Below are 21600 nucleotides of genomic sequence, written 5' to 3'. Positions count from 1 at the left end.
CACAAAAGGATAAAAGCGATCCTTGGCATGAGTCTGACTCATGTATATATGCTCATTGATGATTCGCTCCACAGTCCCGTATGGCAGGTGCCTCATGTCCCGACAGCTCCCTCCGTTGTATGCCCTGCGCGCATTCGAAGCTGCTGCACGGCTTTGCTCGTTCACCCGTGCGGGCGAAGAGCTGTCGATTACCCAAAGTGCTGTCAGCCGGCATATCCGTACGTTGGAAGAGCACTTTGCCTGCCGCCTGTTCGTGCGCAGTGGCCGCAGCCTGCAGTTGACCGAAGCGGCGCGGGTGCTGTTGCCCGGGGTGCGCGAAGGCTTCGCGGCGCTGGAGCGGGCCTGCGATAACTTGCGCGGTGAAGATGACATCTTGCGCATGAAAGCCCCCTCGACCCTGACCATGCGCTGGTTGCTGGCGTGCCTTAGCCGGTTCCGCCACCTGCAACCGGGCAACGAAGTGCAGCTGACCAGCGCATGGATGGACGTCGACCATGTGGACTTCAACCAGGAACCGTTCGATTGCGCAGTGTTGCTCAGCGACGGCGTGTTCCCGGCGGAGTGGGAGGTGCGCAAGCTGTTTCCGGAGTTGCTGATCCCGGTCGGTGCGCCGGACCTGCTCGACGAAGAGCCTTGGGACGTGGGCCGGCTAGCCTCTATCGAACTGCTGCACCCCACGGTGGACAAGCGTGACTGGCGGGAATGGCTGGAGCGCATGGGGCTTGGCGACAAGGTTTCGCTCAAGGGCGGTCAGGTGTTCGACACCCTGGAGCTGGGCATGATTGCCGCTGCACGGGGCTACGGGATTTCCATGGGTGATTTGCTGATGGTGGCCGAAGATGTGGCGCAGGGGCGGTTGAGCCTGCCTTGGCCGACAGCAGTGCCCAGTGGGATGGACTACTACCTGGTATGGCCGCGCACCCGGCCGGGTGGCGAACGGTTGCGGCGCTTGAGTGATTTTCTGGCAGACGAGGTGGCGGCGATGGATTTGCCGGATGTGGAAATCCTGCCGCCTCTGGTTTGAACCTCTGGGGCTGCGTCGCGAAAGGGCCGCAAAGCGGCCCCCGGCAATCCAAAGCCTTACATCGATCCCAGGTTCAACGCCTGTGCACAGGCCTGCAGCGAGCGGCGCTCGCTTTGCGCATACAGTGCCAGCTCATCCTGCACTTGCAGCCCCAACGCCGCTTCGAACGCATCGCGGTTGGCATTACTGCCGTATTCGGCCTGTGCATCGTCGCCCAGGTTGGACTGGAAGATCCCCGCCGCACTTACCGGCAGGAAGTCCTCGTACACCAGCGCCTCGAAATGCACATGGCCAGCGTCGATCAGCCCTTGCAGGGTGGTCGGGCGGCCCTCCTGGTCACGCGCAGCCAGGCCTTTCTCAGTGGCAAAGTAGCGGAAGTACGCCAGGCCCTGTTGACGCATCTGCGCCAGGTCATCCGGGAATTCGGCAAAGGTATCTTTGAGCAAGGTCATGTAGCGCTCGGCATTGGCTTCGGCCGGTGCGCCGCCCAGGGCGGCGCGGGTGGCGTCGAGCAGCTTGTCGTACAGCTGGCGGCCTTTCGGCGTCAGGGCCGCGCCACGTTGCTCGATCTCGCCAAAGCGCGCGGTGTGGCTGCCTTCGCTACCCTGCTGGTCGCTGAACGCGACCTTTTCCTGCAAGGCCTTGAAGCTGGTCTGGCGCAGCAGGATCGGATGGCGGCGGGTGGGCGGGCCTTCGACCACGGCCTTCGGCGGGATGCCCTTGGCCGGCATGCCGAGCTGGATCGCATCGATGTCCAGGGTGCGTGGGGTCAGGTGGTTGATGTGTGGGCCCTTGAAGGCCACCACATCGGCAATCAGGCGGTGCTGGTCGTGCAGTTGCTGGTACTGCTCGGCGGTCACGGTGGCGTCATGGTGCCAGCGGAAGGTGTGCAGCGCTTCCTGCACGAACGCTTCGGCATCGGCTGCGTTCAGGCCGCCATCGCGCTCGCACTGGGCGATCAGTTCGAGGGCGCGGCTGGTGAAGATCTGGCGCTTGGCCAGGATGCTCTGTGCCAGCTCACGCAGCTGCGGGTTGTCGATCAGCTCCAGGCGCAGCAGCGAGGTGAACACACGGAACGGGCTGACGTGCAGTGACTGCTCGTGTACCGCGCGAAAAGCGGTGGAGTGCACCGGCACGCCAGCGGAGCTGAGGTCGTAGTAGCCGACCGGCTGCATGCCCATGACGGCAAACAGGCGGGCGATGGTGGCCAGTTCTTCGGCGGTGCCGACGCGGATGGCGCCGTGGCGTTCGTGGTCCAGGCGCTCGATTTCGCCGGTCCAGCGCAGGGCTTCGGCAACCTTGGGCTGCTGGACCATGACCTGCTGGTTGATTTCGCTCACCAGCTCCAGCAGCGTGCCGTACAGCGGCACTTCCTGTTTGTACATGAGCGACATGGCGGCAGAGAACTGCGCGCGAATGCTGTCTGGGCTGACGAAATCGTGGGCGGGCATCGCTAGCTTCCTGGTTGGGTTCGGACGCTTACATGAAAGCTGGGAATGCACTTGGCTCACAAGCGAAAAAAAGTGAGTGTGTCATTCCTTTTTTGATCGACCTTCAGGGCCATTGGGGCTGCTTTGCAGCCCATTCGCGGCACAAGGCCGCTCCTACAGGGGACCGCGTTGCTGTTGAGCGGCCTTGTGCCCTGGCAATCTCAAGGCTGAAGCTGCTCGTGAATCCACTCCACCAAAGCCCGCACCTTGGGCACCTCCGCCGCATGCTCGGCATACGCCAGGTAATGCGCCCCGGCACTGCGCATCGCATGGTTCCACGGCACCACAAGGCTCCCTTCCGCCAGTTCCTTCGCCGCCAGGTAACGCGGCACCAGCGCCACCCCGCAACCGGCCTGTGCAGCGCTCAACGCCATATAGAACGTATCGAAACGAGGCCCGTGGTAGGCGCTGACGCTCTGCAACCCCAACTCCAGGAACCACTCATGCCAGGCCTCCGGCCGCGAAGTGCTTTGCAACAGCACCAGGTCGGCCAGTTCTGCAGCATCGCCCAGCGTGCGCCCGGCCAGCAGCTCTGGCGCACACACCGGCACCACTTCCTCACGGAACAGCTCCACGCAAGTGGCCCCCGGCCACGTGCCCTGGCCATAGAAGAACACCACGTCCGCCGAGCCCTGCAGCAGGGCGAACGGCTCCATCTCGTTGCGTATGTCCAGGTGGATGTTGGTGTGGCGTTTGCCAAAACCCTTGAGGTGCGGGATCAACCAGCGCACGCCAAAACTTGGTTGAGTGGCTACCTTCAATATCTCGGTCTGCTCGCCGTAGGTGAGCACGTAGCGGCTGGACATATCCACTTGGGTGAGGATCTTGTTGACCTCGGCCAAGTACAGGCTGCCGGCGGGGGTCAGTTGCAAGCGCCGCCGGATGCGCAGGAAAAGGTGGTGGCGCAGCATGTCTTCAAGCTGCGCCACCTGCTTGCTGACGGCGCTCTGGGTCAGGTGCAGTTCTTCGGCGGCACGGGTAAAGCTCAAATGGCGGGCTGCAGCCTCAAAGCACTGCAGGGCGGTCATGGAAGGCACCAGGCGTTTGGACATAGCGGTCTCTGCGGCTCAAATCATTACCTGACGGAATGATATGCGGAATAAAGGTCGTTTGTTGTACCTATGTGATCGGATTAATACTGATCCACATCATTTTTCCACCCCATCACCGATGTAGGAGATGCACAAATGGTTGCTGGATTGCTCGAGCGCCTTGGCGTTGCCGCCGAGGCTTACACCCAGGGCGACTACCCTGTTCACACGCCGATCGACGGCAGCCAGATCGCCTCGGTGAAACTGCTCGGCAAGGCCGAGACCATCGCCCGCATCGATCAGGCCCAGAGCGCATTCGACGCCTGGCGCACTGTGCCGGCCCCGCGCCGTGGCGAACTGGTGCGCCTGTTCGGCGAAGTGTTGCGTGAGCACAAGGCCGACCTGGGCGAGCTGGTCTCGATCGAAGCCGGCAAGATCACCCAGGAAGGCCTGGGCGAAGTGCAGGAAATGATCGACATCTGCGACTTCGCCGTGGGCCTGTCGCGCCAGCTGTACGGCCTGACCATCGCTTCCGAGCGCCCGGGCCACCACATGCGTGAAACCTGGCACCCGCTGGGCGTGGTTGGCGTGATCAGCGCCTTCAACTTCCCGGTCGCCGTCTGGGCCTGGAACACCGCCCTCGCCCTGGTGGCCGGTAACTCGGTGGTGTGGAAGCCGTCTGAAAAGACCCCGCTGACCGCCCTGGCCTGCCAGGCGCTGTTCGAAAAAGCCCTGAAAGCCTTCGGCGATGCCCCGGCTGGCCTGGCCCAACTGGTGATTGGCGGCCGTGAAGCCGGCGAAGCCATGGTCGATGACCCGCGCGTACCACTGGTCAGCGCCACCGGCAGCACCCGCATGGGTCGCGAAGTCGGCCCACGTGTGGCCGCCCGCTTTGGCCGCAGCATCCTCGAACTGGGCGGCAACAACGCCATGATCCTGGCGCCGAGCGCCGACCTGGACCTGGCCGTGCGCGGCATCCTGTTCTCGGCTGTCGGCACCGCCGGCCAGCGTTGCACCACCCTGCGCCGCCTGATCGTGCACCGCTCGATCAAGGACGAAGTGGTTGCCCGCGTCAAAGCCGCCTACGGCAAAGTGCGTATCGGCGACCCGCGCAAGGACAACCTGGTGGGCCCGCTGATCGACAAGCTGTCGTTCGACGCCATGCAGGGCGCGCTGGCCAAGGCCCGCGACGAAGGTGGCCAGGTGTTTGGTGGCGAGCGTCAGCTGGCCGACCAGTACCCGAACGCCTACTACGTGTCGCCTGCCATTGCCGAAATGCCGGCGCAGAGCGACGTGGTGCGCCACGAAACCTTCGCCCCGATCCTGTATGTGCTGGCCTACGACGACTTCGAAGAGGCCCTGCGCCTGAACAACGAAGTGCCACAAGGCCTGTCGTCGTGCATCTTCACCACCGACATCCGTGAAGCCGAGCGCTTCCAGAGTGCTTCGGGCAGCGACTGCGGTATCGCCAACGTCAACATCGGTACCAGCGGCGCCGAGATCGGCGGTGCGTTTGGCGGCGAGAAGGAAACCGGCGGTGGTCGTGAGTCGGGTTCGGATGCCTGGAAAGGCTACATGCGTCGCCAGACCAACACCGTGAACTACTCGCGTGAGCTGCCGCTGGCGCAGGGTATCGTGTTCGACTGATGTATTGATGCTGCATGGCCGGGGGCATAGCCCCCGGTTCGCGGCACAAGGCCGCTCCTACACAGGCATCGCGATCTCCTGTAGGAGCGGCCTTGTGCCGCGAATGGGCTGCGAAGCAGCCCCAACAAGAACAAATTGCTGGAGCCGGCCATGTCCGAACTGCGTCAAGAATGCTTGTGGGAATTCGTCAGCAAACCGACCGTTGCCGCCCAGGCCCTGGCCGGTGAGCACAAGGCTGATGTCTGCGTGATCGGCGGTGGCATCACTGGCCTGTCGGCGGCCATCCACCTGCTCGAACAGGGCAAGTCGGTGATCCTGCTTGAGGCCTGGAAGATCGGCCACGGTGGCTCCGGGCGCAACGTCGGCCTGGTCAACGCCGGCACCTGGATCCGCCCCGACGACGTCGAGGCCACCCTCGGCCAGAAGCAGGGCAGCCGCCTGAACAAGGTGCTCGGCGAAGCCCCGGGTGAAGTGTTCGCCATGATCGAGCGCCTGGGCATCGACTGCCAGGCCCAGCACAAAGGCACGCTGCACATGGCGCACAACGCCACCGGCATCGCTGACCTCGAGGCCCGCCACGAACAATGGCGACGCCGTGGTGCCGACGTGGAGCTGCTGACCGGCGCCCAGTGCCAGGAATATTGCGGTACCAACAAGATTTCCGCCGCGTTGCTCGACCGCCGCGCTGGCACCATTAACCCCATGGGCTACACCCAGGGCCTGGCGGCTGCCGTGGCGCGCCTGGGCGGCAAGCTGTTCCAGCAGTCTTCGGTCGAAGGCCTGGAACGTGATGGCGATGGCTGGAGGGTGAAGACTGCGCGTGGCTCGGTGCGCGCCGACAAGGTGGTTGTTTCCACTGGCGCGTACACCGAAGGCGACTGGAGCAACCTGCAGAAGCAGTTCTTCCGTGGCTACTACTACCAGGTGGCGTCCAAGCCGCTGCAGGGTGCCGCGGCCGACAAGGTACTGCCACATGGCCAAGGCTCGTGGGACACCCGCACCGTGCTTAGCAGCATCCGCCGCGACGATCAGGGCCGCCTGCTGCTCGGCAGCCTGGGCCGGGTCGACAACAAGCCGGCGTGGTTTGTGCGCAGCTGGGCGGACCGCATCCAGAGCCACTATTACCCGGAACTGGGCAAGGTCGAGTGGGAAATGCACTGGACCGGCTGTATCGACTTTACCCCTGACCACCTGATGCGCCTGTTCGAGCCGGCGCCAGGGTTGGTCGCGGTTACGGGTTACAACGGGCGTGGCAACACCACAGGTACCGTGATCGGCCGTGCCTTTGCCGAGTTTCTGCTCAAGGGTGACGCGGACAGCCTGCCGATTCCGTTCTCGCCGATGAGCGGCGTGAGTGCGCCTTCGCTGCGGACCGCGTTCTACGAATCTGGCTTCTCGCTTTACCACGCGGGGCAGTGCCTGAGGGTTGTGTTGTAAGTACTGGCCTCTTCGTGGGCATGCCCGCGAAGAGGCCAGCCAGGTTTACTTGTGCAACCAGCTGAGGAAGCCGCCTTTCTTGATCAGGGCCGGCTTTTGCAGCAACAACGACTCCCGGCTTTGCCGGCGGAACCGCTGCAATTTGCTCAACGCCGTCTGCACTTCGCCACGCTGCTGCAAACAGCTCTTCACCTGTTCCTTTTCGATGCGGTACAGCACGCAACCGGTCAGTGTGCGAAACTCGGCAAACGAGTCGTCCTCATCGATGATCCCCTCGATCCCCAGCACCTCACCCGGCCCCATGCGCCCGGCTTCGATCCGCTTGTCGCCATCACGCACCGACGCAGACACCACCCCGCTGCCAATCACCAGCAGGTGCTCGGAATGCTCACCCACGCCCAGGATCACCTGGTCCGCCAGGTACTCCACCGCCGTCATGCGCTGGCTCAGCGCGTCACGCTCCTCATCGCTTAGCGAGCGGAACACCCGCACTTCGTCCAGGACCTCGCGCTGGCGGCTGCGCGGCGGCAGGGCCAGGTCCACGTTCCACATCACCCCGCTGGCCTCCAGGTGGCGGTGGGCAAGGTCGAACAGCTGATTGCGTGCGTCGCCCTTGGTGCCCGCATCGGCCACGAAGCCGCTGGCCTCGTACTCCACGGACTCCAGCGTCGAGGCCTTCACCGTCACCTTCGGCTTTGGGGTCGCAAGAATGGCACTGACGCCCTGCAAGGCCTTTTCCAGCGCATCGAACACCCGCTTGGGCCGCACTTTGGCCGGCACCACCACGCTGATCGACACCCCATGCACATCGGCCGGGCGGCTGTGGTTGAGCAGCCGCGCCTTGGCCGCGACCGAGTTGGGGATCACCGCCAGGCTGCCGGTGCCGGTCAGCAGCCGCGTGGCGCGCCAGTCGATGTCCAGCACCTTGCCTTCGGTGCCGTCGATGGAGATTGAATCGCCAATCTGATAGGGCCGCGTGGTGTTCAGCACGATGCCGCTGAACACGTCCGCCAAGGTGCTCTGCAACGCCAAGCCGATGACGATGGCCATCACCCCGGACGTAGCCAGCAAGCCCTTCACCGGCAGTTGCATCACATAGCCCGCGGCAGCCACTACAGCGACCAAAAAGATCAACGCCCCCAGCACATCCTGCAGCAGCCGCCCGCCATGGCTGCCCCGGGCCACCAGCAGCAGGCCGAACACCACCGTGACCGTTCGCGCGCCAAACAGCCACCAGCCGATGGCCAGTACCGTGGCCATGAGGTTGCGCGAGACATCGTCGGGCCAGGGTGGCGGTTGCAGCGGGCTCATGCCGGCGGCCACCAGCACCGAGCTGAACAGCAGGAATATCACCAGCCGCGTGCCGATGCGCCAGGCACGGCGCTGCGTGGGGATGACTTGCCAGAGCACGAGGTCGAGCAGGATGAGGGTAGTGCCGAGCAACAACGGGGACGACTGGATGAACGCCAGCATGGTGGTCTCGGGGGTGAGGGGAGGGCTGTGGGTAGTAATAGAGCAGGTTTGCCGGGCAGGCAATGCAAGCCTGTGCTGGCTCCTTCGCGGGCTTGCCCGCTCCCACAGGTAAAGCGCTGCTTTTGAATCTTGTGCGATCCCTGTGGGAGCGGGCGAGCCCGCGAAGAGACCAGCAAAACCAACGCCAATCTATCGTTCCTAAAACAGAACGTTAAAGCCAAAAAACGCTATCTACCGCTGCAAGGGTGATGGTTTTAATCTTCTCCCATCAGCGCGAAACACCCAACTTACTGAAGACAGAAACCCTTAGGAGCAACGACCATGACCAACTTCAAATACAACCGCCTGAACAAAGACGACGCCGCCGTACTGCTGGTCGACCACCAGGCTGGCCTGCTGTCCCTGGTCCGCGACATCGAACCAGACGCTTTCAAGAACAACGTGCTGGCCCTGGCTGACCTGGCCAAGTTCTTCAACCTGCCGACCATCCTCACCACCAGTTTCGAGCAAGGCCCCAACGGCCCGCTGGTCCCCGAGCTGAAAGCCCTGTTCCCGGATGCCCCGTACATCGCTCGCCCCGGCCAGATCAACGCCTGGGACAACGAAGACTTCGTCAAGGCAGTAAAGGCCACCGGCAAGAAGCAGCTGATCATCGCCGGCGTCGTGACTGAGGTGTGTGTTGCTTTCCCGGCCCTGGCGGCTCTGGAAGAAGAGTTTGATGTGTTCGTGGTGACTGATGCCTCCGGCACCTTCAACGCCATGACCCGCGACGCCGCCCATGACCGCATGAGCCAGGCCGGTGCGCAACTGATGACCTGGTTCGGCGTAGCGTGCGAGCTGCACCGCGACTGGCGCAACGACGTTGAAGGCCTGGCCGCGCTGTGCTCCAACCACATCCCGGACTACCGCAACCTGATGACCAGCTACAACGCCTTCAACGCCGGCAAGTAAGCCGACCGCCCCGGGCACCGCCAGTCGGTGCCCGCCAAGGGCAGCACACCCATCCAATCCTCCGCCCGTTCACCGTTGCACAGTGGATGCGGGCAAGCTCATCCCAAGGAACGCCGATGAACACCGCACTCCAAGACAACCGTGAAGTGGTGACCGTATGCCTGCAACACCACGTTCTCGCTAGCCCGACGGGCGCGACGCCGGCCCAGCCACCGCGCTGGAAACAGGCGCTGCTGACCTACCTGGTGATCTGCCCGATGACCATGGTCATTCCGCAACTGCTGGCGCCGTTGTTTGCACGCTTCCCGCAGCTGGGCGGCCCGATTACCGGCAACCTGATCGTCAACCTGTTCGTCATCCTGCCGGTGGTGTTCTACATCATGCCTTGGGTAACCCGCCGCTGTGCCAACTGGCTGCGCGGTTGAGTCGCGCCCTTACTTCGATACTTTCAAGGAGATACCGACATGAGCACGTTCGTTACCCGCGATGGCACTTCGATCTATTTCAAGGACTGGGGCAGCGGCAAGCCCGTGCTGTTCAGCCACGGCTGGCCACTGGATGCCGACATGTGGGATTCGCAGATGGAGTTCCTGGCCAGCCGCGGCTACCGCGCCATCGCCTTCGACCGCCGTGGGTTCGGCCGTTCGAGCCAGCCGTGGAGCGGTTACGACTACGACACCTTCGCCGATGACATCGCCCAGCTTATCGAACACCTCGACCTGCGCGACGTGACCCTGGTGGGCTTTTCGATGGGTGGCGGCGATGTCAGCCGCTACATCGCCCGCCACGGCAGCGAGCGGGTGGCCGGGTTGGTGCTGCTGGGTGCGGTGACGCCGGTGTTCGGCAAGCGCGACGACAACCCTGAAGGGGTCGACCTGTCGGTGTTCGAGGGTATTCGTGCCGGCCTGCGTGCCGACCGTGCGCAGTTCATTGCCGATTTTGCGACGCCGTTCTATGGCCTGAACCATGGGCAGCAGGTGTCCCAGGGCGTGCAGACGCAGACCCTGAACATCGCGCTGATGGCATCGATCAAAGGCACGCTGGAGTGCGTGACGGCGTTCTCCGAGACCGATTTCCGGCCGGACATGGGCAAGGTCGATGTACCGACGTTGGTGATCCATGGTGACGCCGACCAGATCGTGCCGTTCGAGGCCACCGGCAAGCAGGCGGCGGAGCTGATTCGTGGGGCTGAGCTGAAAGTGTATGCCGGGGCGCCGCACGGGTTTGCGGTGACCCATGCGCAGCAGTTGAACGAGGACTTGCTGGCGTTTCTCCAGCGGTAATTGTGGGAGGCATTCGCGGGCTCGCCCGCGAATAGGCCGGCCCTGGCAGCACTAATGTTGATCAGGGCTAACCTTCTACAGCCTACCGCACATCCATCCAAGCCCTGACCCAGCATTAACCGGCATGCTCCGCAGTTGCGCCTGCCGCCGCCGCACCCAGACGGAGAACACCATGGCCCAAGACCGCAACGACAAGACCCGTCGCCAGTTCCTCGCCACCAGCACCGTGCTCGGTGCCGCGGGCGCGCTCTGGTCCGCATTGCCCTTCACCGGCCAAGCCGGTTCCGCTCACGCATCCACCCAAGGAGGTTCCATGACCGCCGACCTGATTCTGTTCAACGGCAAGCTGCACACCGTTGACCGCGAAAAGCCCACCGCGACCGCCGTCGCCATCAAGGACGGCCGCTTCGTCGCCGTGGGCAACGACGCCGAGGCCATGGCCCACAAGGGCGCCGCGACGCAAATCATCGACCTCAAGCAGCGCACGGTGATACCGGGCCTGAATGACTCGCACCTGCACCTGATCCGCGGTGGCCTGAACTACAACCTCGAACTGCGCTGGGAAGGCGTGCCGTCGGTGGCTGATGCCCTGCGCATGCTCAAGGACCAGGCCGCGCGCACGCCAACCCCGCAGTGGGTGCGGGTAGTCGGTGGCTGGAACGAATTCCAGTTCGCCGAGAAACGCATGCCCACCCTGGAAGAAATCAACCAGGCTGCGCCCGACACCCCGGTATTCCTGCTGCACCTATACGACCGCGCGCTACTCAACCGCGCTGCGCTCAAGGCCGTCGGCTACGACAAGAGCACCCCGAACCCGCCGGGAGGCGAGATCCAGCGCGACAAGTTTGGCAACCCGACCGGCATGCTGATCGCCCGCCCGAACGCGATGATCCTCTACGCCACCCTGGCCAAAGGGCCGAAGCTGCCGCTGGAGTACCAGGTCAACTCCACCCGCCAGTTCATGCGCGAACTCAACCGCCTGGGCCTCACCAGTGCCATCGACGCCGGCGGCGGCTACCAGAACTTCCCCGACGACTATTCGGTGATCCAGGAGCTGGCCGACAACAACCAGCTGACCGTGCGCATCGCCTACAACCTGTTCACCCAGAAGCCCAAGGAAGAGTTGGACGACTTCAAGAAGTGGACCTCCAGCGTCAAGCTGCACAGCGGCACCGACTTCCTGCGCCACAACGGCGCCGGCGAAATGCTGGTGTTCTCCGCCGCCGACTTCGAGGACTTCCTCGAGCCGCGCCCGGACCTGCCACAGACCATGGAAGAAGAGCTGGAACCGGTGGTGCGCCACCTGGTCGAGCAACGCTGGCCGTTCCGCCTGCACGCCACCTACAACGAATCGATCACGCGCATGCTCGACGTGTTCGAGAAGGTCAACCGCGACATCCCGTTCAACGGCCTGCCGTGGTTCTTCGACCACGCCGAAACCATCACCCCCCAGAACATCGAGCGCGTGCGCGCCTTGGGCGGTGGCATCGCCGTCCAGGATCGCATGGCCTTTCAGGGTGAGTACTTTGTCGACCGCTACGGCGCCAAGGCTGCCGAGCAGACCCCGCCCATCAAGCGCATGCTGGACATGGGCGTGCCAGTGGGTGCCGGTACCGACGCTACCCGTGTGTCCAGCTACAACCCGTGGACCTCGCTGTACTGGCTGGTCAGCGGCAAGACCGTCGGCGGCATGGAGCTGTACCCGGAAGGCCTGGATCGCGACACCGCACTGCAACTGTTCACCCAGGGCAGTGCCTGGTTCTCCAGCGAGCAGGGCAAGAAGGGCCAGATCAAGGTGGGCCAGCTGGCCGACCTGGCGGCGCTGTCGCTGGACTTCTTCAGTGTCGATGAAGAGGCGATCAAGGGCATCGAGTCGGTGCTGACCATCGTCGATGGCAAGGTGGTGTACGGGGCGGGAGAATTCGATCGCCTTGGCCCACCGCAGGTGCCAGTGCTGCCAGAGTGGTCGCCAGTAGCCAAGGTGCCAGGGCACTGGCGCGTGGGTACGCCATCGTTGGCGGCAGCCGTGCATCAGTGCTCGGGGCCGTGCGGGGTACATGCGCACAGTCACGACAAAGCGCGCAAATCGAGTGTGCCGGTGAATGACTTCCAAGGTTTCTGGGGGGCGCTGGGTTGTTCTTGCTTTGCTTTCTAAGCTGAGCTGACATGAAGGAAGGGGACCAGTGTCTGGCCCCTTTCTTGTGTTTTCAGTGCCGGCCTCTTCGCGGGTAAACCCGCTCCCACAGGGATCGCGCGGGTGCCGAGTGCTGTACAGCACCTGTTCGAAGAGGCAGTGTTCATGTCAGAAGCTGCCTTTGAGTGGGTATTCGATGATCAGGTAGATGCGGTCGATGTCATCGCCGGCCTGGGCCTGGTTGGCGCGGTGGCTCACGTGGGAGAACGACAGGCTCAGGTCTTTGGCCGCACCTGACTGCACCACGTATTTCAGGTCGATGTCGCGTTCCCAGTGCTTGCCGCCCGGTCCGTACTGGCCGGTGTAGGCGCCACCCGCTGGTGCATGGCTGCCATCGATACCACGGCCGCTGACGTAGCGGCCCATCAGGCTCAGGCCGGGCACGCCGAGGGTGGCAAAGTTGAGGTCGTAGCGCAGTTGCCACGAGCGCTCGCCGGGGCCGTTGAAGTCGGCGTACTTGATCGAGTTGGCCAAGTAGATGGAATCGCCACCGACGAAGTCGAACGGGGTGTCGCCCTCGACCTTCTGGTAGGCCAGGCTCAGCGCCTGGGCGCCGAAACTGTATTTGGCCAGAAGGCTGTAGGCGAGGGTGTCGATTGCGCCCGCGCTGGCGTTGCCGGTATCGCGGGTTTTGTACAGGTTCCCGTCCAGGCGCCAGTTGCGCTCAGCCAGGTTCAGGTTCAGGTAGGCCTGGCGCCAGGTGTCCTGCAACTGCCCGGCATACAGCGCGCCGCCGAACGGGCCTGCGGGCGCGAAGGTGGCGCCGGCCAGGCTGATTGCGCGGTTGTGAGTACTGGCGCCGTAGCCGCTGAAGTCGTCATGGGTAGAGCTGTTGTCCTGGTTGCTGAAGGCGGTGAAACGCCCGGCCTGCAGGCGCCAGTCGGGCAGGTCGGCGTTTTCCACGAACCAGCCGGTGGCGTATTCCGGGTGCAGGCGTTTGTCGCCGGTATCGAATACCGGTGTTTCCACCATCATCTCGCCATAGCGCAGCCGGGTATTGCCCACGCGAAATTTGAGTGCGGCACCAGCGCTGGAATAGTCGGACTCGGCGCGGCCATCGCTGTCGCGTGGCAGCACGCCAGTGCCGGCATGGCCGCGGCCGCCGTCGAGCTTGAGGCCGATAAAACCGTGGGCATCGAGGCCCACCCCGACAGCGCCCTGGGTGAACCCGGAGCGTACCTCGCCGATGAAACCCTGGGCCCATTCCTGGCGGTAGTTCTGGCCGCTGGCGGAAGGTGAGCGGAAGTCGCTGTGCAGGAAATAGTTACGGCTGAGCAGCGACCAGCCGGGTTCGTCGGCTTGGCTGAATGTGGGGCACAAGGCGAGCGTGGCGAGCAGGGCGCGGCCCGGTCCGTGAGTGGCGCGGATCATGAGGGCTCCGGGTGGGATGATCCGGGACTGTGGAGCAAGTGTAGGCCAGCGGTCTTGTAAGGGTGTGCTGGGGGAGGTGCCCACACCATCATTGCAGGAGCGGCTATCACCGCGAAGAGGCCGGCACAGGCTGCCTAGTCGCTGAACGCCTGGACAATAGCCTCTATCACCACCCGCACCCGCGCGGTGTGCCGCACATCCTGATGGGTCACCAGCCAGATGTCGTAAGGCTTGCCCGGCGGCCATACCTGCTGAAGGCCATCGCGCTCCCCCAGTGGCACCGGCAGCTCACCCAGGCCGATACCACTTGCCAGCGCCCGCCGCACCATAAGACCCGAGGTGCAGGTTATTGCAATCCGCCCTTGAGCTATCGACTCGCCCGCCAGGGTCACCTCCTTGCCGCTGTCCAGGTACGGTTGGTAGATCACCAGTTCGTGCCCGGCAAATGCGCTGCCCGGCGGGGGTTCACCGCGTCGCTGCAGGTATTCGCGAGAAGCGAAAAGCCCGCTGTTCCAGCGCGCCAGCCGGCGCACAACCAGCTCGGGGTTATCCGGCTTATGTGTACGCACAGCGATATCGGCCTCGCGCTGGCTGAGGTTGAGCATCTGCGTCGAAGCGTGCAGTTGCACTTCGATACCCGGGTGGTCGAGGCGCAGGCGGGCAATCGCCGGGATGATGAAGTCGAGGGCGAAGGAATCGGTGGTGGTGACCCGCACTGCGCCGCTCAGGCGCTCATCCATGCCGAGGATCTGCCGCTGCAGGCCGGCGGCGGCCGTCTCCATCTCGAGTGCCGCACGCATCGCCACTTCGCCGGCGCTGGTCAACGAATAGCCGCTGGAGGTGCGCAGGAATAGGGTCGCGTCCAGCGCACTTTCCAACGACGACAGCCGGCGGCCGACGGTTGCCTGGTCCACACCCAGGCGACGGGCTGCGCCTCGCAAGGTCTGCTCGCGGCACAGCGCGAGAAAGACGCGGGTATCGTCCCAGTTCATCAACGTGATCCTCGATGATGCAATGATGCAGTGCAGTAGTGAAAAATCGCTGCATTTTTTCTGCGATCGGCCACTTTATGCTGTTCCCATCGTTATCAACAAGCGCCGACGCTGGCGCAAGGGAATATCATGAGCGAATCAACATCACGTTCCCCCTGGCTGCCGATCTGGGCCGGGCTGTGTGCGAGCCTGGTAGGTATCGGCCTGGCGCGTTTTGCCTATACACCGCTGGTTCCGGCGCTGATCGACGCGCATTGGTTCGACAGTTCGGCGGTGGTCTACCTCGGTGCTGCCAACCTCGCCGGCTATCTGATCGGCGCCCTCGTCGGCAGGCCATTGGCAGCACGCTGGTCGAGTGCATCAGTGCTGCGCTGCATGATGCTCTGTGTCAGCCTGGCGTTCCTGGCGTGTGCCTGGCCGCTGTCGGTGAGCTGGTACTTCGGCTGGCGGTTACTGTCCGGGGTGGCTGGCGGGGTGATCATGGTACTGGCGGCCAGCGCAATCCTGCCCCATGTCGCGGCCTCGCGGCGTGGGCTGGCCAGTGGTGCGATCTTTCTCGGCATCGGCCTGGGTATCGCCGGTGCCGCGAGCCTGGTGCCTTGGCTGCTGGGCAAAGGCTTGCAGCAGACCTGGCTTGGGCTGGCCCTGCTGTCGCTGCTGCTGACCCTCACCAGCTGGGCTGGTTGGCCGGCCGAGCACGAGTATGCGCAGGTTACGCAGACGAAGCAGCAAGCGGTTGCCTCGCCCGCCATCCTTGTTCTCTTCAGTCAGTACGCGCTGATGGCAACAGCACTGGTGGCACCGATGATGTTCCTGGTGGACTACATCAGCCGGGGTCTTGGCGCTGGTACACATGCCGGGGCCGTGATCTGGGGGCTGTATGGCCTAGGGGCAATTGCCGGGCCGGTGGCTTACGGGCTAATGGCCGACCACCTGGGGGCACGTGCCGGCATTCGCCTGGTGTTGCTGGCGCAACTGGCAGCCTTGGCGGTGCTGCTGGTTAGCCATGACCTGCGCCTGCTCGGCGCCGCCGCACTGTTGATTGGTTCGTTCCCGCCGGGCATCGTGCCGCTGGCGCTGGCCAGGGTGCACCAACTGGTCGATGGCCATGCCCGGCAGAATGCGACGTGGAGCAGGGCGACGGTATCGTTCGCCAGTTTTCAGGCCATTGCAGGTTACGCTTATTCAGCACTGTTTGCTGCCAATGGCGGCCATTACACCGTGCTGTTCGCCGTAGCCGCTGGCGCGGTGCTGCTGGCGCTGCTGATTGATCTGCTGCCCAAAGAGCATCAGGCCATGTCGCTGATTGCGAACTCTTCTGCCAAGTGATCGATCAGCGCCCGCACCGATGGCAGCAGCCCGCGGCGCGACGGGAAGATCGCATGCACGATGCCACACCGCGGGTGCCAGTCCGGAATCAGCTCAACCAGCCGCCCTGCCGCCAGGTCTTCGCGCACCGCCACCCGCGGCAAGTGCGCAATCCCCACCCCGGCCACTACGAAGTGGCGCAGGGCAAACAAGTCGTCAGTCACCATGCGCGGTGTATGCGGGATGACGATGCTGCGGCTGTTGTGCTCACCCTGGAACAGTTCCCACTGGTACTCGCGCTGGGCGCTGCCCCAATGCACGCTGGGTAGCGTGCCCAGCAGCTGTGGGTCAAACCCTTTGGGTAGTTGCGCCAGGTAGTGCGGCTGGCCGACCAGGCACTGGGTGCTGTTGCTCAGTACCTTCATCACCATGTCGGTGTTCTCCAGCGGCGGAAAGCGCACGCGCAGGGCGATGTCGAAGCCCTCATGCAGCAGGTCGACGCGGCGGTTGGTGCTCTCGATGAACAGTTCCACCTGGGGGTACTTGAGCATGTAGCGGGTCAGCATCGGCCCGACCCAGGAGTTGAGCAGGGTGGTGGGGCAACTGATGCGCACCAGCCCGCGTGGCTCGCTGCGGTTGCGCTCGATGATTTCCGCCGCGCCCTCGGCCTCCACGCGCATGGCCAGGCAACGGTTGTAGTAGGCCTGGCCGATTTCGGTCAGCGAGCAGTGGCGGCTGGTGCGGTGCAGCAGGCGCACGCCCAGGCGGTCTTCAAGGTCGGCGATGCGCCGGCTGAGCTTTGACTTTGGCATGTCCAGCGCCCGCCCGGCCGGGGCGAAGCCGCCGTGCTCCACGACTTGGGTGAAGTAGTAGAGGGAGTTGAGGTCTTCCAATGATCGTTCTCCAAACGGAACGCTAAGGACGGTTTTCGCAGTCTAGTGCAGCAAAGGTGATGATTTTAATCTGTGCCCATCAACGCGAAACACCCCGGATTGCTGAAAAATTCATAACCCTTAGGAGCACAGACCATGAGCAAATTCACCTACAACCGCCTGAACAAAGACGACGCTGCCGTACTGCTGGTCGACCATCAGGCTGGCCTGCTGTCCCTGGTGCGTGACATCGAGCCGGACAAGTTCAAGAACAACGTACTGGCCCTGGCTGACCTGGCCAAGTTCTTCAACCTGCCAACCATCCTCACCACCAGCTTCGAGCAAGGCCCTAACGGCCCGCTGGTGCCAGAGCTGAAAGCGCTGTTCCCGGATGCGCCGTATATCGCCCGCCCAGGCCAGATTAACGCCTGGGACAACGAAGACTTCGTCAAGGCGGTGAAGGCCACTGGCAAGAAGCAGCTGATCATTGCCGGTGTGGTGACTGAGGTCTGCGTAGCCTTCCCGGCGCTGTCAGCGCTGGAAGAAGAGTTCGATGTGTTCGTCGTGACCGATGCCTCCGGCACCTTTAACGAAATGACCCGCGATGCCGCCCTTGACCGCATGAGCCAGGCCGGTGCGCAGCTTATGACCTGGTTCGGGGTGGCCTGCGAGCTGCACCGCGACTGGCGCAACGATGTCGAAGGGCTGGCTGCGCTGTGCTCCAACCACATTCCGGATTATCGCAACCTGATGACCAGCTATAACGCATTGACTGCGGGTAAGTAACACTAAGTAACCTGATGATTGGCCTCCCCTGGGGCGCTATCGTTGACTTGATCGTAGAGTGTTGTTAGCGTTTGACTTGAGCGCGAAACCAGCTGCCATTCAGCGGCACTAGCTGGCGTAGGAACCCCGTCGATGGCTGAATCATCAGCGTCGGGTGAGACCTCCACACCCCCGCTTGAGGGTGTGTATATGAATATCAAGCGCAAATACAGGGCCACTGGTGACAGTGGCCCTTTTTTTTCGTCGGCAAAAAAGTGTACCGCTTGTAGAGCAGCTTTCCGTGGCGATGTTTATTCAGTGCTTTTTGCATCGCACTGCATGTAATTCCACAGCATTTTGCCGTTGTCGAGTGTCACGATTACCAGCATCTGCCGCCTGGTTTCGTAGGCGCCAATGAACGCCAGTCTGCAGGTATCATTGGTGTAAGCGACCTGCCATATCTCAAATGGTCCGATTAACGTGTCCAGCGCTACTTTTACATAGCGTTCCCGGGCGTCCTGTCTCTTCTCGACGATGTGGTGGATACAGCTGCGCAGAATCCGGATGTCGCCCATTGGGCTGCTGATGCTTACTACCTCAGTTTTTTCGCTGTCGAAGCCCAGCTGCTGCGCAGCAACCTCGATTGCAGCGTCATGCGAATCAGCAGGCGCTAGTTCTTCGATAGCCTGGGTGCGTAGATCGCGCGCAAGTGTTCTGAGGTCGGGTAGTTGTTCGTCCAGCCAGGACTTCTGGCCTTTGTTCTCGGCAATTGTTGCGGCTGGGTTTTTGGGGCTCAATGAGATACCTGACGGGGAACAGTCGCTGATGCGGCGGCGGGCCAGGTGAGCCTATGGCGAAGGGTTCCCCCGAACAATCAGACGGAGGGTGACGCGTTTTGTAGGTCGTTTCCTGAATGTCGGTAGAGCAGGCTGATCATTGCAGCCTGCTCAAAGCTTATCCAATGCGCTTCAACTTATTGGCTGTGACTCAATCCCATCCAGCAGTGCCTCAACCAATCCTTCTGCCATTTCGATTGCATTCAGGTTGCTCCAGAATAGGCTTTTGCCGGTGTCATCCAGATGCTCCAAGGCTTTGTAGCCGCAGTCGTAGGCGCCGCGCAGGTACTGGGCGACATGCACCAGGGCGTCGTGGGCGGAGACACCCGGGTTTACTGTGAACAATGGGGGATGGCCGGCATCGCAGCGGCTGAAAGGGCGTTGTGTGGTTTCGGGAAGGGGGGGATCGGGGACGATTCTTTTCATTGGAGTGACCTCACAGGGTTGACCTGCAACCATCCGTTTCCACACGAAGGGTGGCAGCTGTACGCGGGGTGGAAAACCGGTCGGAGGCAACCCGGTAGGCCATACGGCCTCCCGCGCACAGCTGCCATTGAAGACAGCACCTCAGATCAGACGGGTTTCCACACCCGATCGCTGAACCGACAGCGACCCGGTCAGCCTAGAGAGCAGGCCTTCCCCGGACAATCAGACGGGCGTCGACACGGTGTGTAGGATAAATCCTCGGGGGCGGCGTTAACGTAGGAAATGGTTGGCTGGAAAGTAGGACCTTGCTGAGAATCGGACGATTCTGTGATGGTTTTTTTGGGTGCGCGTAATGGCGGCGAGTGATCGTCAGGAGGTTGCAGGATGGCCTCCAGGTGCCAGGCGATAGGTTTTTGGCGCCTGTGAGATCGAGCGCCGCCCGCGCGGCGCTTCGCAGCACAAGGCTGCTCCTACATCTGTTTCGGGCCAGTGACGCCTGCACCAGCGCGCGCGAACGCCTTGTTTGTTCGACACGTTATTGAGGTGAGCACCAAGAGGGCCGCGCGCCTAGGGCTCAGGAATAATTGGCCCGAAATAGATGTAGGAGCAGCCTTGTGCTGCGAAGCGCCGCGCGGGCGGCGCTCGATCTCACAGGCACCACAACCCTCAAGGCGTACGACAAAAACCCTCAATCCGCATCCGAATCAAACAACCTTTCCAGCTCCACCCGCGCCTCCTTGGCCGTCTGCATCACCTTGGCCCGGTCATCGCGTACCTGCCCCTGGGCCACCAGCACTTCTTCGTCATGCTGGGTAAACCGGGTAATCCGGTCCGCCGCCTGTTCATCGCTCAAGCCCAACCCCACCAGCGCCCGGCGGGTCATCTCCAGGCTGGAGTAGAACGTCTCGCGAATCGGCTCGGCGCCTGCATCCACCAACTTGTGCACATGCTGGCGGTTACGTGCCCGGGCCAGCACCTTCAGGTGTGGGTACAGGCGTTTTACTCGTTCGGCGGTATGAATAGCGGCTTCAGGGTCATCAATGGTGATGATGAAATACTCCGCTTCACCCACCTTGGCGGCATGCAGCACCTCCGGGCGCAACGGGTCGCCGTAGAACACCGGCACCTGTTCGAACATACGGGTCATCTCGATGGCATCCACCGAGGTTTCCAGCGCTATGAACGGGATCTTCTGCGCCCGCAGGATACGCGCGACGATCTGGCCCATGCGGCCCATGCCGACGATCACCACCCGCGGTGTATCCGTCTGGATCTGCTTGTACTGCTCGGGCACTTCACGCGCCGGTTGCGGGCGTTTGAGGGCGCGGGCGCAACCCAGCATCAGCAGCGGGGTGATGGCCATCGACAGGGTAATGGTCATCAGCAGCAGGTCGTAGGTCTGAGTGTCGAACAGGCCTTGGTCCTTGCCCAGCTTGAACACCACGAAGGCGAACTCGCCACCGGCCGCCAGCACCATGCCCAGGCGCAGGGCGCTGGCGCTGTTCAGGCCACCGACCACGCGCCCGACGCCTATCAGCAGCACCAGCTTTACCGCGACCAGCAGCAGGGTCAGGCCCAGCACCACCAGCGGCATTTCCAGCAGCAGGCGCAGGTTGGCGCCCATGCCCACGCTGATGAAGAACAGCCCCAGCAACAGGCCCTTGAACGGCTCGATCTGTGATTCCAGCTCGTGGCGGTATTCCGAGTCGGCCAGCAGCAGGCCGGCGAGGAAGGCGCCCAAGGCCATGGAAATGCCGGCCTCTTCCATCAGCCAGGCCGTGCCGATTACCACCAGCAGTGCGGTGGCAGTAGACACCTCCGGCAGGCCGGTGCGAGCCACGGTGCGGAACACCGGGCGCAACAGGTAGCGGCCGCCGATGATCACCACGGCGATGCTGCCGAATACCTTCAGGCCGTGTTGCAGGCTGTCGCCGTGGCTGGTGTCCGGGCCACTGGCGGCCAGTAGCGGTACCAAGGCAATCAGCGGGATCGCAGCGATGTCCTGGAACAGCAGGATGGCGAACGCCAGGCGGCCGTGCGGGGCGTTGAGCTGCTTGCTCTCGGCCAGGCTTTGCAGGCCAAGGGCGGTGGACGACAGCGCCAGGCCCAAGCCGAGCACGATGGCTGCCGGCAGTGTCTGGCTGAAGCCGAACAGGGCGATGGCACCGATCAGCGCGCCGGTCAGTAGCACCTGGGCGGTACCGACACCGAACACCGACTTGCGCATCAGCCACAGGCGCTTGGGCGACAGTTCCAGGCCAATGATGAACAGCAGCAGGACCACGCCCAGCTCGGAAATGTGCGCCACGCTTTCGGTGTCGCGGATCAGGCCAAGCGCCTGCGGGCCGATGGCCACACCGGCCAGCAGATAGCCGAGCACAGCCCCCAGTTGCAGGCGCTTGGCCAAGGGGACGGCGACGACCGCGGCGAGCAGAAAGATCACCGCGGTTTGCAGAAGGCTGCCTTCGTGTGGCATTGGCGCTTACTCCATGAGCTGCCG

Annotated in this window: 18 protein-coding genes; 9 read left to right on the top strand and 9 right to left on the bottom strand. The window is 63.2% G+C overall.

The genetic code is table 11. The features are described from left to right. Positions 1–94 precede the first annotated feature (94 nt). Positions 95–1024 carry a LysR substrate-binding domain-containing protein gene (locus MRBLPB4O_RS27000; protein ID WP_341797113.1) on the top strand — a complete coding sequence of 310 codons (930 nt, stop codon included), beginning with the start codon at positions 95–97 and terminating at the stop codon, positions 1022–1024. A gap of 56 nt (positions 1025–1080) precedes the next feature. Here the strand turns inward: MRBLPB4O_RS27000 and MRBLPB4O_RS26995 are convergent, their stop codons facing one another. Next, positions 1081–2475 (bottom strand): VOC family protein, encoded by a 1395-nt coding sequence (locus MRBLPB4O_RS26995; RefSeq protein WP_341797112.1) that lies wholly within the window; start codon positions 2473–2475, stop codon positions 1081–1083. A gap of 200 nt (positions 2476–2675) precedes the next feature. Further along, complete coding sequence (locus MRBLPB4O_RS26990) at positions 2676–3566, bottom strand: LysR family transcriptional regulator (protein ID WP_341797111.1); 891 nt, start codon at positions 3564–3566, stop codon at positions 2676–2678. Between the two features lie 135 nt (positions 3567–3701). Between MRBLPB4O_RS26990 and MRBLPB4O_RS26985 the strand changes: the two genes are divergently transcribed. After that, entirely contained in the window at positions 3702–5192 is a 1491-nt protein-coding gene (locus tag MRBLPB4O_RS26985; protein WP_012274799.1) for an aldehyde dehydrogenase family protein, read from the top strand. A 150-nt stretch (positions 5193–5342) separates the two neighbouring features. Beyond that, complete coding sequence (locus MRBLPB4O_RS26980) at positions 5343–6629, top strand: FAD-binding oxidoreductase (RefSeq protein ID WP_341797110.1); 1287 nt, start codon at positions 5343–5345, stop codon at positions 6627–6629. Positions 6630–6674: 45 nt separating this feature from the next. Here MRBLPB4O_RS26980 and MRBLPB4O_RS26975 read toward each other — a convergent pair whose 3' ends face one another. Beyond that, complete coding sequence (locus tag MRBLPB4O_RS26975) at positions 6675–8102, bottom strand: mechanosensitive ion channel family protein (protein WP_341797109.1); 1428 nt, start codon at positions 8100–8102, stop codon at positions 6675–6677. A 321-nt stretch (positions 8103–8423) separates the two neighbouring features. On the opposite strand from MRBLPB4O_RS26975, the gene ycaC (MRBLPB4O_RS26970) reads away from it, so the two are divergent. From ycaC (MRBLPB4O_RS26970) to MRBLPB4O_RS26955, 4 genes are all read left to right on the top strand, one after another. Then, the gene (ycaC, locus tag MRBLPB4O_RS26970) at positions 8424–9053 is read left to right on the top strand and encodes an isochorismate family cysteine hydrolase YcaC (RefSeq protein WP_019472736.1); all 630 of its coding nucleotides are present in this window, start codon (positions 8424–8426) and stop codon (positions 9051–9053) included. A 116-nt stretch (positions 9054–9169) separates the two neighbouring features. After that, positions 9170–9478, top strand: a complete 309-nt coding sequence (locus tag MRBLPB4O_RS26965; protein WP_341797108.1) for a hypothetical protein — start codon at positions 9170–9172, stop codon at positions 9476–9478. A gap of 39 nt (positions 9479–9517) precedes the next feature. Then, positions 9518–10336 (top strand): alpha/beta hydrolase, encoded by an 819-nt coding sequence (locus MRBLPB4O_RS26960; protein ID WP_341797107.1) that lies wholly within the window; start codon positions 9518–9520, stop codon positions 10334–10336. A 313-nt stretch (positions 10337–10649) separates the two neighbouring features. Then, positions 10650–12491: an amidohydrolase gene (locus tag MRBLPB4O_RS26955; protein WP_341798937.1), complete on the top strand. Its 1842-nt coding sequence runs from the start codon at positions 10650–10652 to the stop codon at positions 12489–12491. Between the two features lie 147 nt (positions 12492–12638). On the opposite strand, the gene MRBLPB4O_RS26950 is transcribed toward MRBLPB4O_RS26955, so the two are convergent. After that, positions 12639–13901, bottom strand: coding sequence for an OprD family porin (locus MRBLPB4O_RS26950; RefSeq protein WP_341797106.1), 1263 nt, complete (start codon positions 13899–13901; stop codon positions 12639–12641). Positions 13902–14035: 134 nt separating this feature from the next. Then, positions 14036–14893, bottom strand: coding sequence for a LysR family transcriptional regulator (locus tag MRBLPB4O_RS26945; protein ID WP_341797105.1), 858 nt, complete (start codon positions 14891–14893; stop codon positions 14036–14038). 129 nt (positions 14894–15022) lie between these two features. On the opposite strand from MRBLPB4O_RS26945, the gene MRBLPB4O_RS26940 reads away from it, so the two are divergent. Continuing rightward, complete coding sequence (locus MRBLPB4O_RS26940; protein ID WP_229609486.1) at positions 15023–16222, top strand: YbfB/YjiJ family MFS transporter; 1200 nt, start codon at positions 15023–15025, stop codon at positions 16220–16222. Here MRBLPB4O_RS26940 and MRBLPB4O_RS26935 read toward each other — a convergent pair. After that, on the bottom strand, positions 16183–17094 hold the full coding sequence (locus MRBLPB4O_RS26935) for a LysR substrate-binding domain-containing protein (RefSeq protein WP_341797104.1): 912 nt from the start codon (positions 17092–17094) through the stop codon (positions 16183–16185). The genes MRBLPB4O_RS26940 and MRBLPB4O_RS26935 overlap by 40 nt on opposite strands. Before the next feature lie 135 nt (positions 17095–17229). Here MRBLPB4O_RS26935 and ycaC (MRBLPB4O_RS26930) point away from each other — a divergent pair, with 135 nt between their 5' ends. Next, positions 17230–17859 (top strand): isochorismate family cysteine hydrolase YcaC, encoded by a 630-nt coding sequence (gene ycaC, locus MRBLPB4O_RS26930; protein ID WP_341797103.1) that lies wholly within the window; start codon positions 17230–17232, stop codon positions 17857–17859. A gap of 290 nt (positions 17860–18149) precedes the next feature. On the opposite strand, the gene MRBLPB4O_RS26925 is transcribed toward ycaC (MRBLPB4O_RS26930), so the two are convergent. The 3 genes from MRBLPB4O_RS26925 to MRBLPB4O_RS26915 form a co-directional block, all read right to left on the bottom strand. Next, positions 18150–18635, bottom strand: coding sequence for a PBECR2 nuclease fold domain-containing protein (locus MRBLPB4O_RS26925; RefSeq protein WP_341797102.1), 486 nt, complete (start codon positions 18633–18635; stop codon positions 18150–18152). Positions 18636–18806: 171 nt separating this feature from the next. Continuing rightward, complete coding sequence (locus tag MRBLPB4O_RS26920; protein WP_341797101.1) at positions 18807–19100, bottom strand: hypothetical protein; 294 nt, start codon at positions 19098–19100, stop codon at positions 18807–18809. A 688-nt stretch (positions 19101–19788) separates the two neighbouring features. Then, positions 19789–21576, bottom strand: a complete 1788-nt coding sequence (locus tag MRBLPB4O_RS26915) for a monovalent cation:proton antiporter-2 (CPA2) family protein (RefSeq protein WP_341797100.1) — start codon at positions 21574–21576, stop codon at positions 19789–19791. Positions 21577–21600: the final 24 nt, after the last annotated feature.

This window comes from Pseudomonas sp. LPB4.O (assembly GCF_038383825.1).
Classification (GTDB): Bacteria; Pseudomonadota; Gammaproteobacteria; order Pseudomonadales; family Pseudomonadaceae; genus Aquipseudomonas; species Aquipseudomonas putida.
The sequence above is the reverse complement of the archived record's forward strand: the minus strand, read 5'-3'. Positions and strand labels throughout refer to the sequence as shown.

What these genes read in the sequence shown, in the direction of transcription:
- MRBLPB4O_RS27000 (WP_341797113.1), top strand. Translation starts at nt 95, where the DNA reads ATGTCCCGACAGCTCCCTCCGTTGTATGCCCTGCGCGCATTCGAAGCT.
- MRBLPB4O_RS26995 (WP_341797112.1), bottom strand. Translation starts at nt 2,475, where the DNA reads ATGCCCGCCCACGATTTCGTCAGCCCAGACAGCATTCGCGCGCAGTTC.
- MRBLPB4O_RS26990 (WP_341797111.1), bottom strand. Translation starts at nt 3,566, where the DNA reads ATGTCCAAACGCCTGGTGCCTTCCATGACCGCCCTGCAGTGCTTTGAG.
- MRBLPB4O_RS26985 (WP_012274799.1), top strand. Translation starts at nt 3,702, where the DNA reads ATGGTTGCTGGATTGCTCGAGCGCCTTGGCGTTGCCGCCGAGGCTTAC.
- MRBLPB4O_RS26980 (WP_341797110.1), top strand. Translation starts at nt 5,343, where the DNA reads ATGTCCGAACTGCGTCAAGAATGCTTGTGGGAATTCGTCAGCAAACCG.
- MRBLPB4O_RS26975 (WP_341797109.1), bottom strand. Translation starts at nt 8,102, where the DNA reads ATGCTGGCGTTCATCCAGTCGTCCCCGTTGTTGCTCGGCACTACCCTC.
- ycaC (WP_019472736.1), top strand. Translation starts at nt 8,424, where the DNA reads ATGACCAACTTCAAATACAACCGCCTGAACAAAGACGACGCCGCCGTA.
- MRBLPB4O_RS26965 (WP_341797108.1), top strand. Translation starts at nt 9,170, where the DNA reads ATGAACACCGCACTCCAAGACAACCGTGAAGTGGTGACCGTATGCCTG.
- MRBLPB4O_RS26960 (WP_341797107.1), top strand. Translation starts at nt 9,518, where the DNA reads ATGAGCACGTTCGTTACCCGCGATGGCACTTCGATCTATTTCAAGGAC.
- MRBLPB4O_RS26955 (WP_341798937.1), top strand. Translation starts at nt 10,650, where the DNA reads ATGACCGCCGACCTGATTCTGTTCAACGGCAAGCTGCACACCGTTGAC.
- MRBLPB4O_RS26950 (WP_341797106.1), bottom strand. Translation starts at nt 13,901, where the DNA reads ATGATCCGCGCCACTCACGGACCGGGCCGCGCCCTGCTCGCCACGCTC.
- MRBLPB4O_RS26945 (WP_341797105.1), bottom strand. Translation starts at nt 14,893, where the DNA reads ATGAACTGGGACGATACCCGCGTCTTTCTCGCGCTGTGCCGCGAGCAG.
- MRBLPB4O_RS26940 (WP_229609486.1), top strand. Translation starts at nt 15,023, where the DNA reads ATGAGCGAATCAACATCACGTTCCCCCTGGCTGCCGATCTGGGCCGGG.
- ycaC (WP_341797103.1), top strand. Translation starts at nt 17,230, where the DNA reads ATGAGCAAATTCACCTACAACCGCCTGAACAAAGACGACGCTGCCGTA.
- MRBLPB4O_RS26920 (WP_341797101.1), bottom strand. Translation starts at nt 19,100, where the DNA reads ATGAAAAGAATCGTCCCCGATCCCCCCCTTCCCGAAACCACACAACGC.
- MRBLPB4O_RS26915 (WP_341797100.1), bottom strand. Translation starts at nt 21,576, where the DNA reads ATGCCACACGAAGGCAGCCTTCTGCAAACCGCGGTGATCTTTCTGCTC.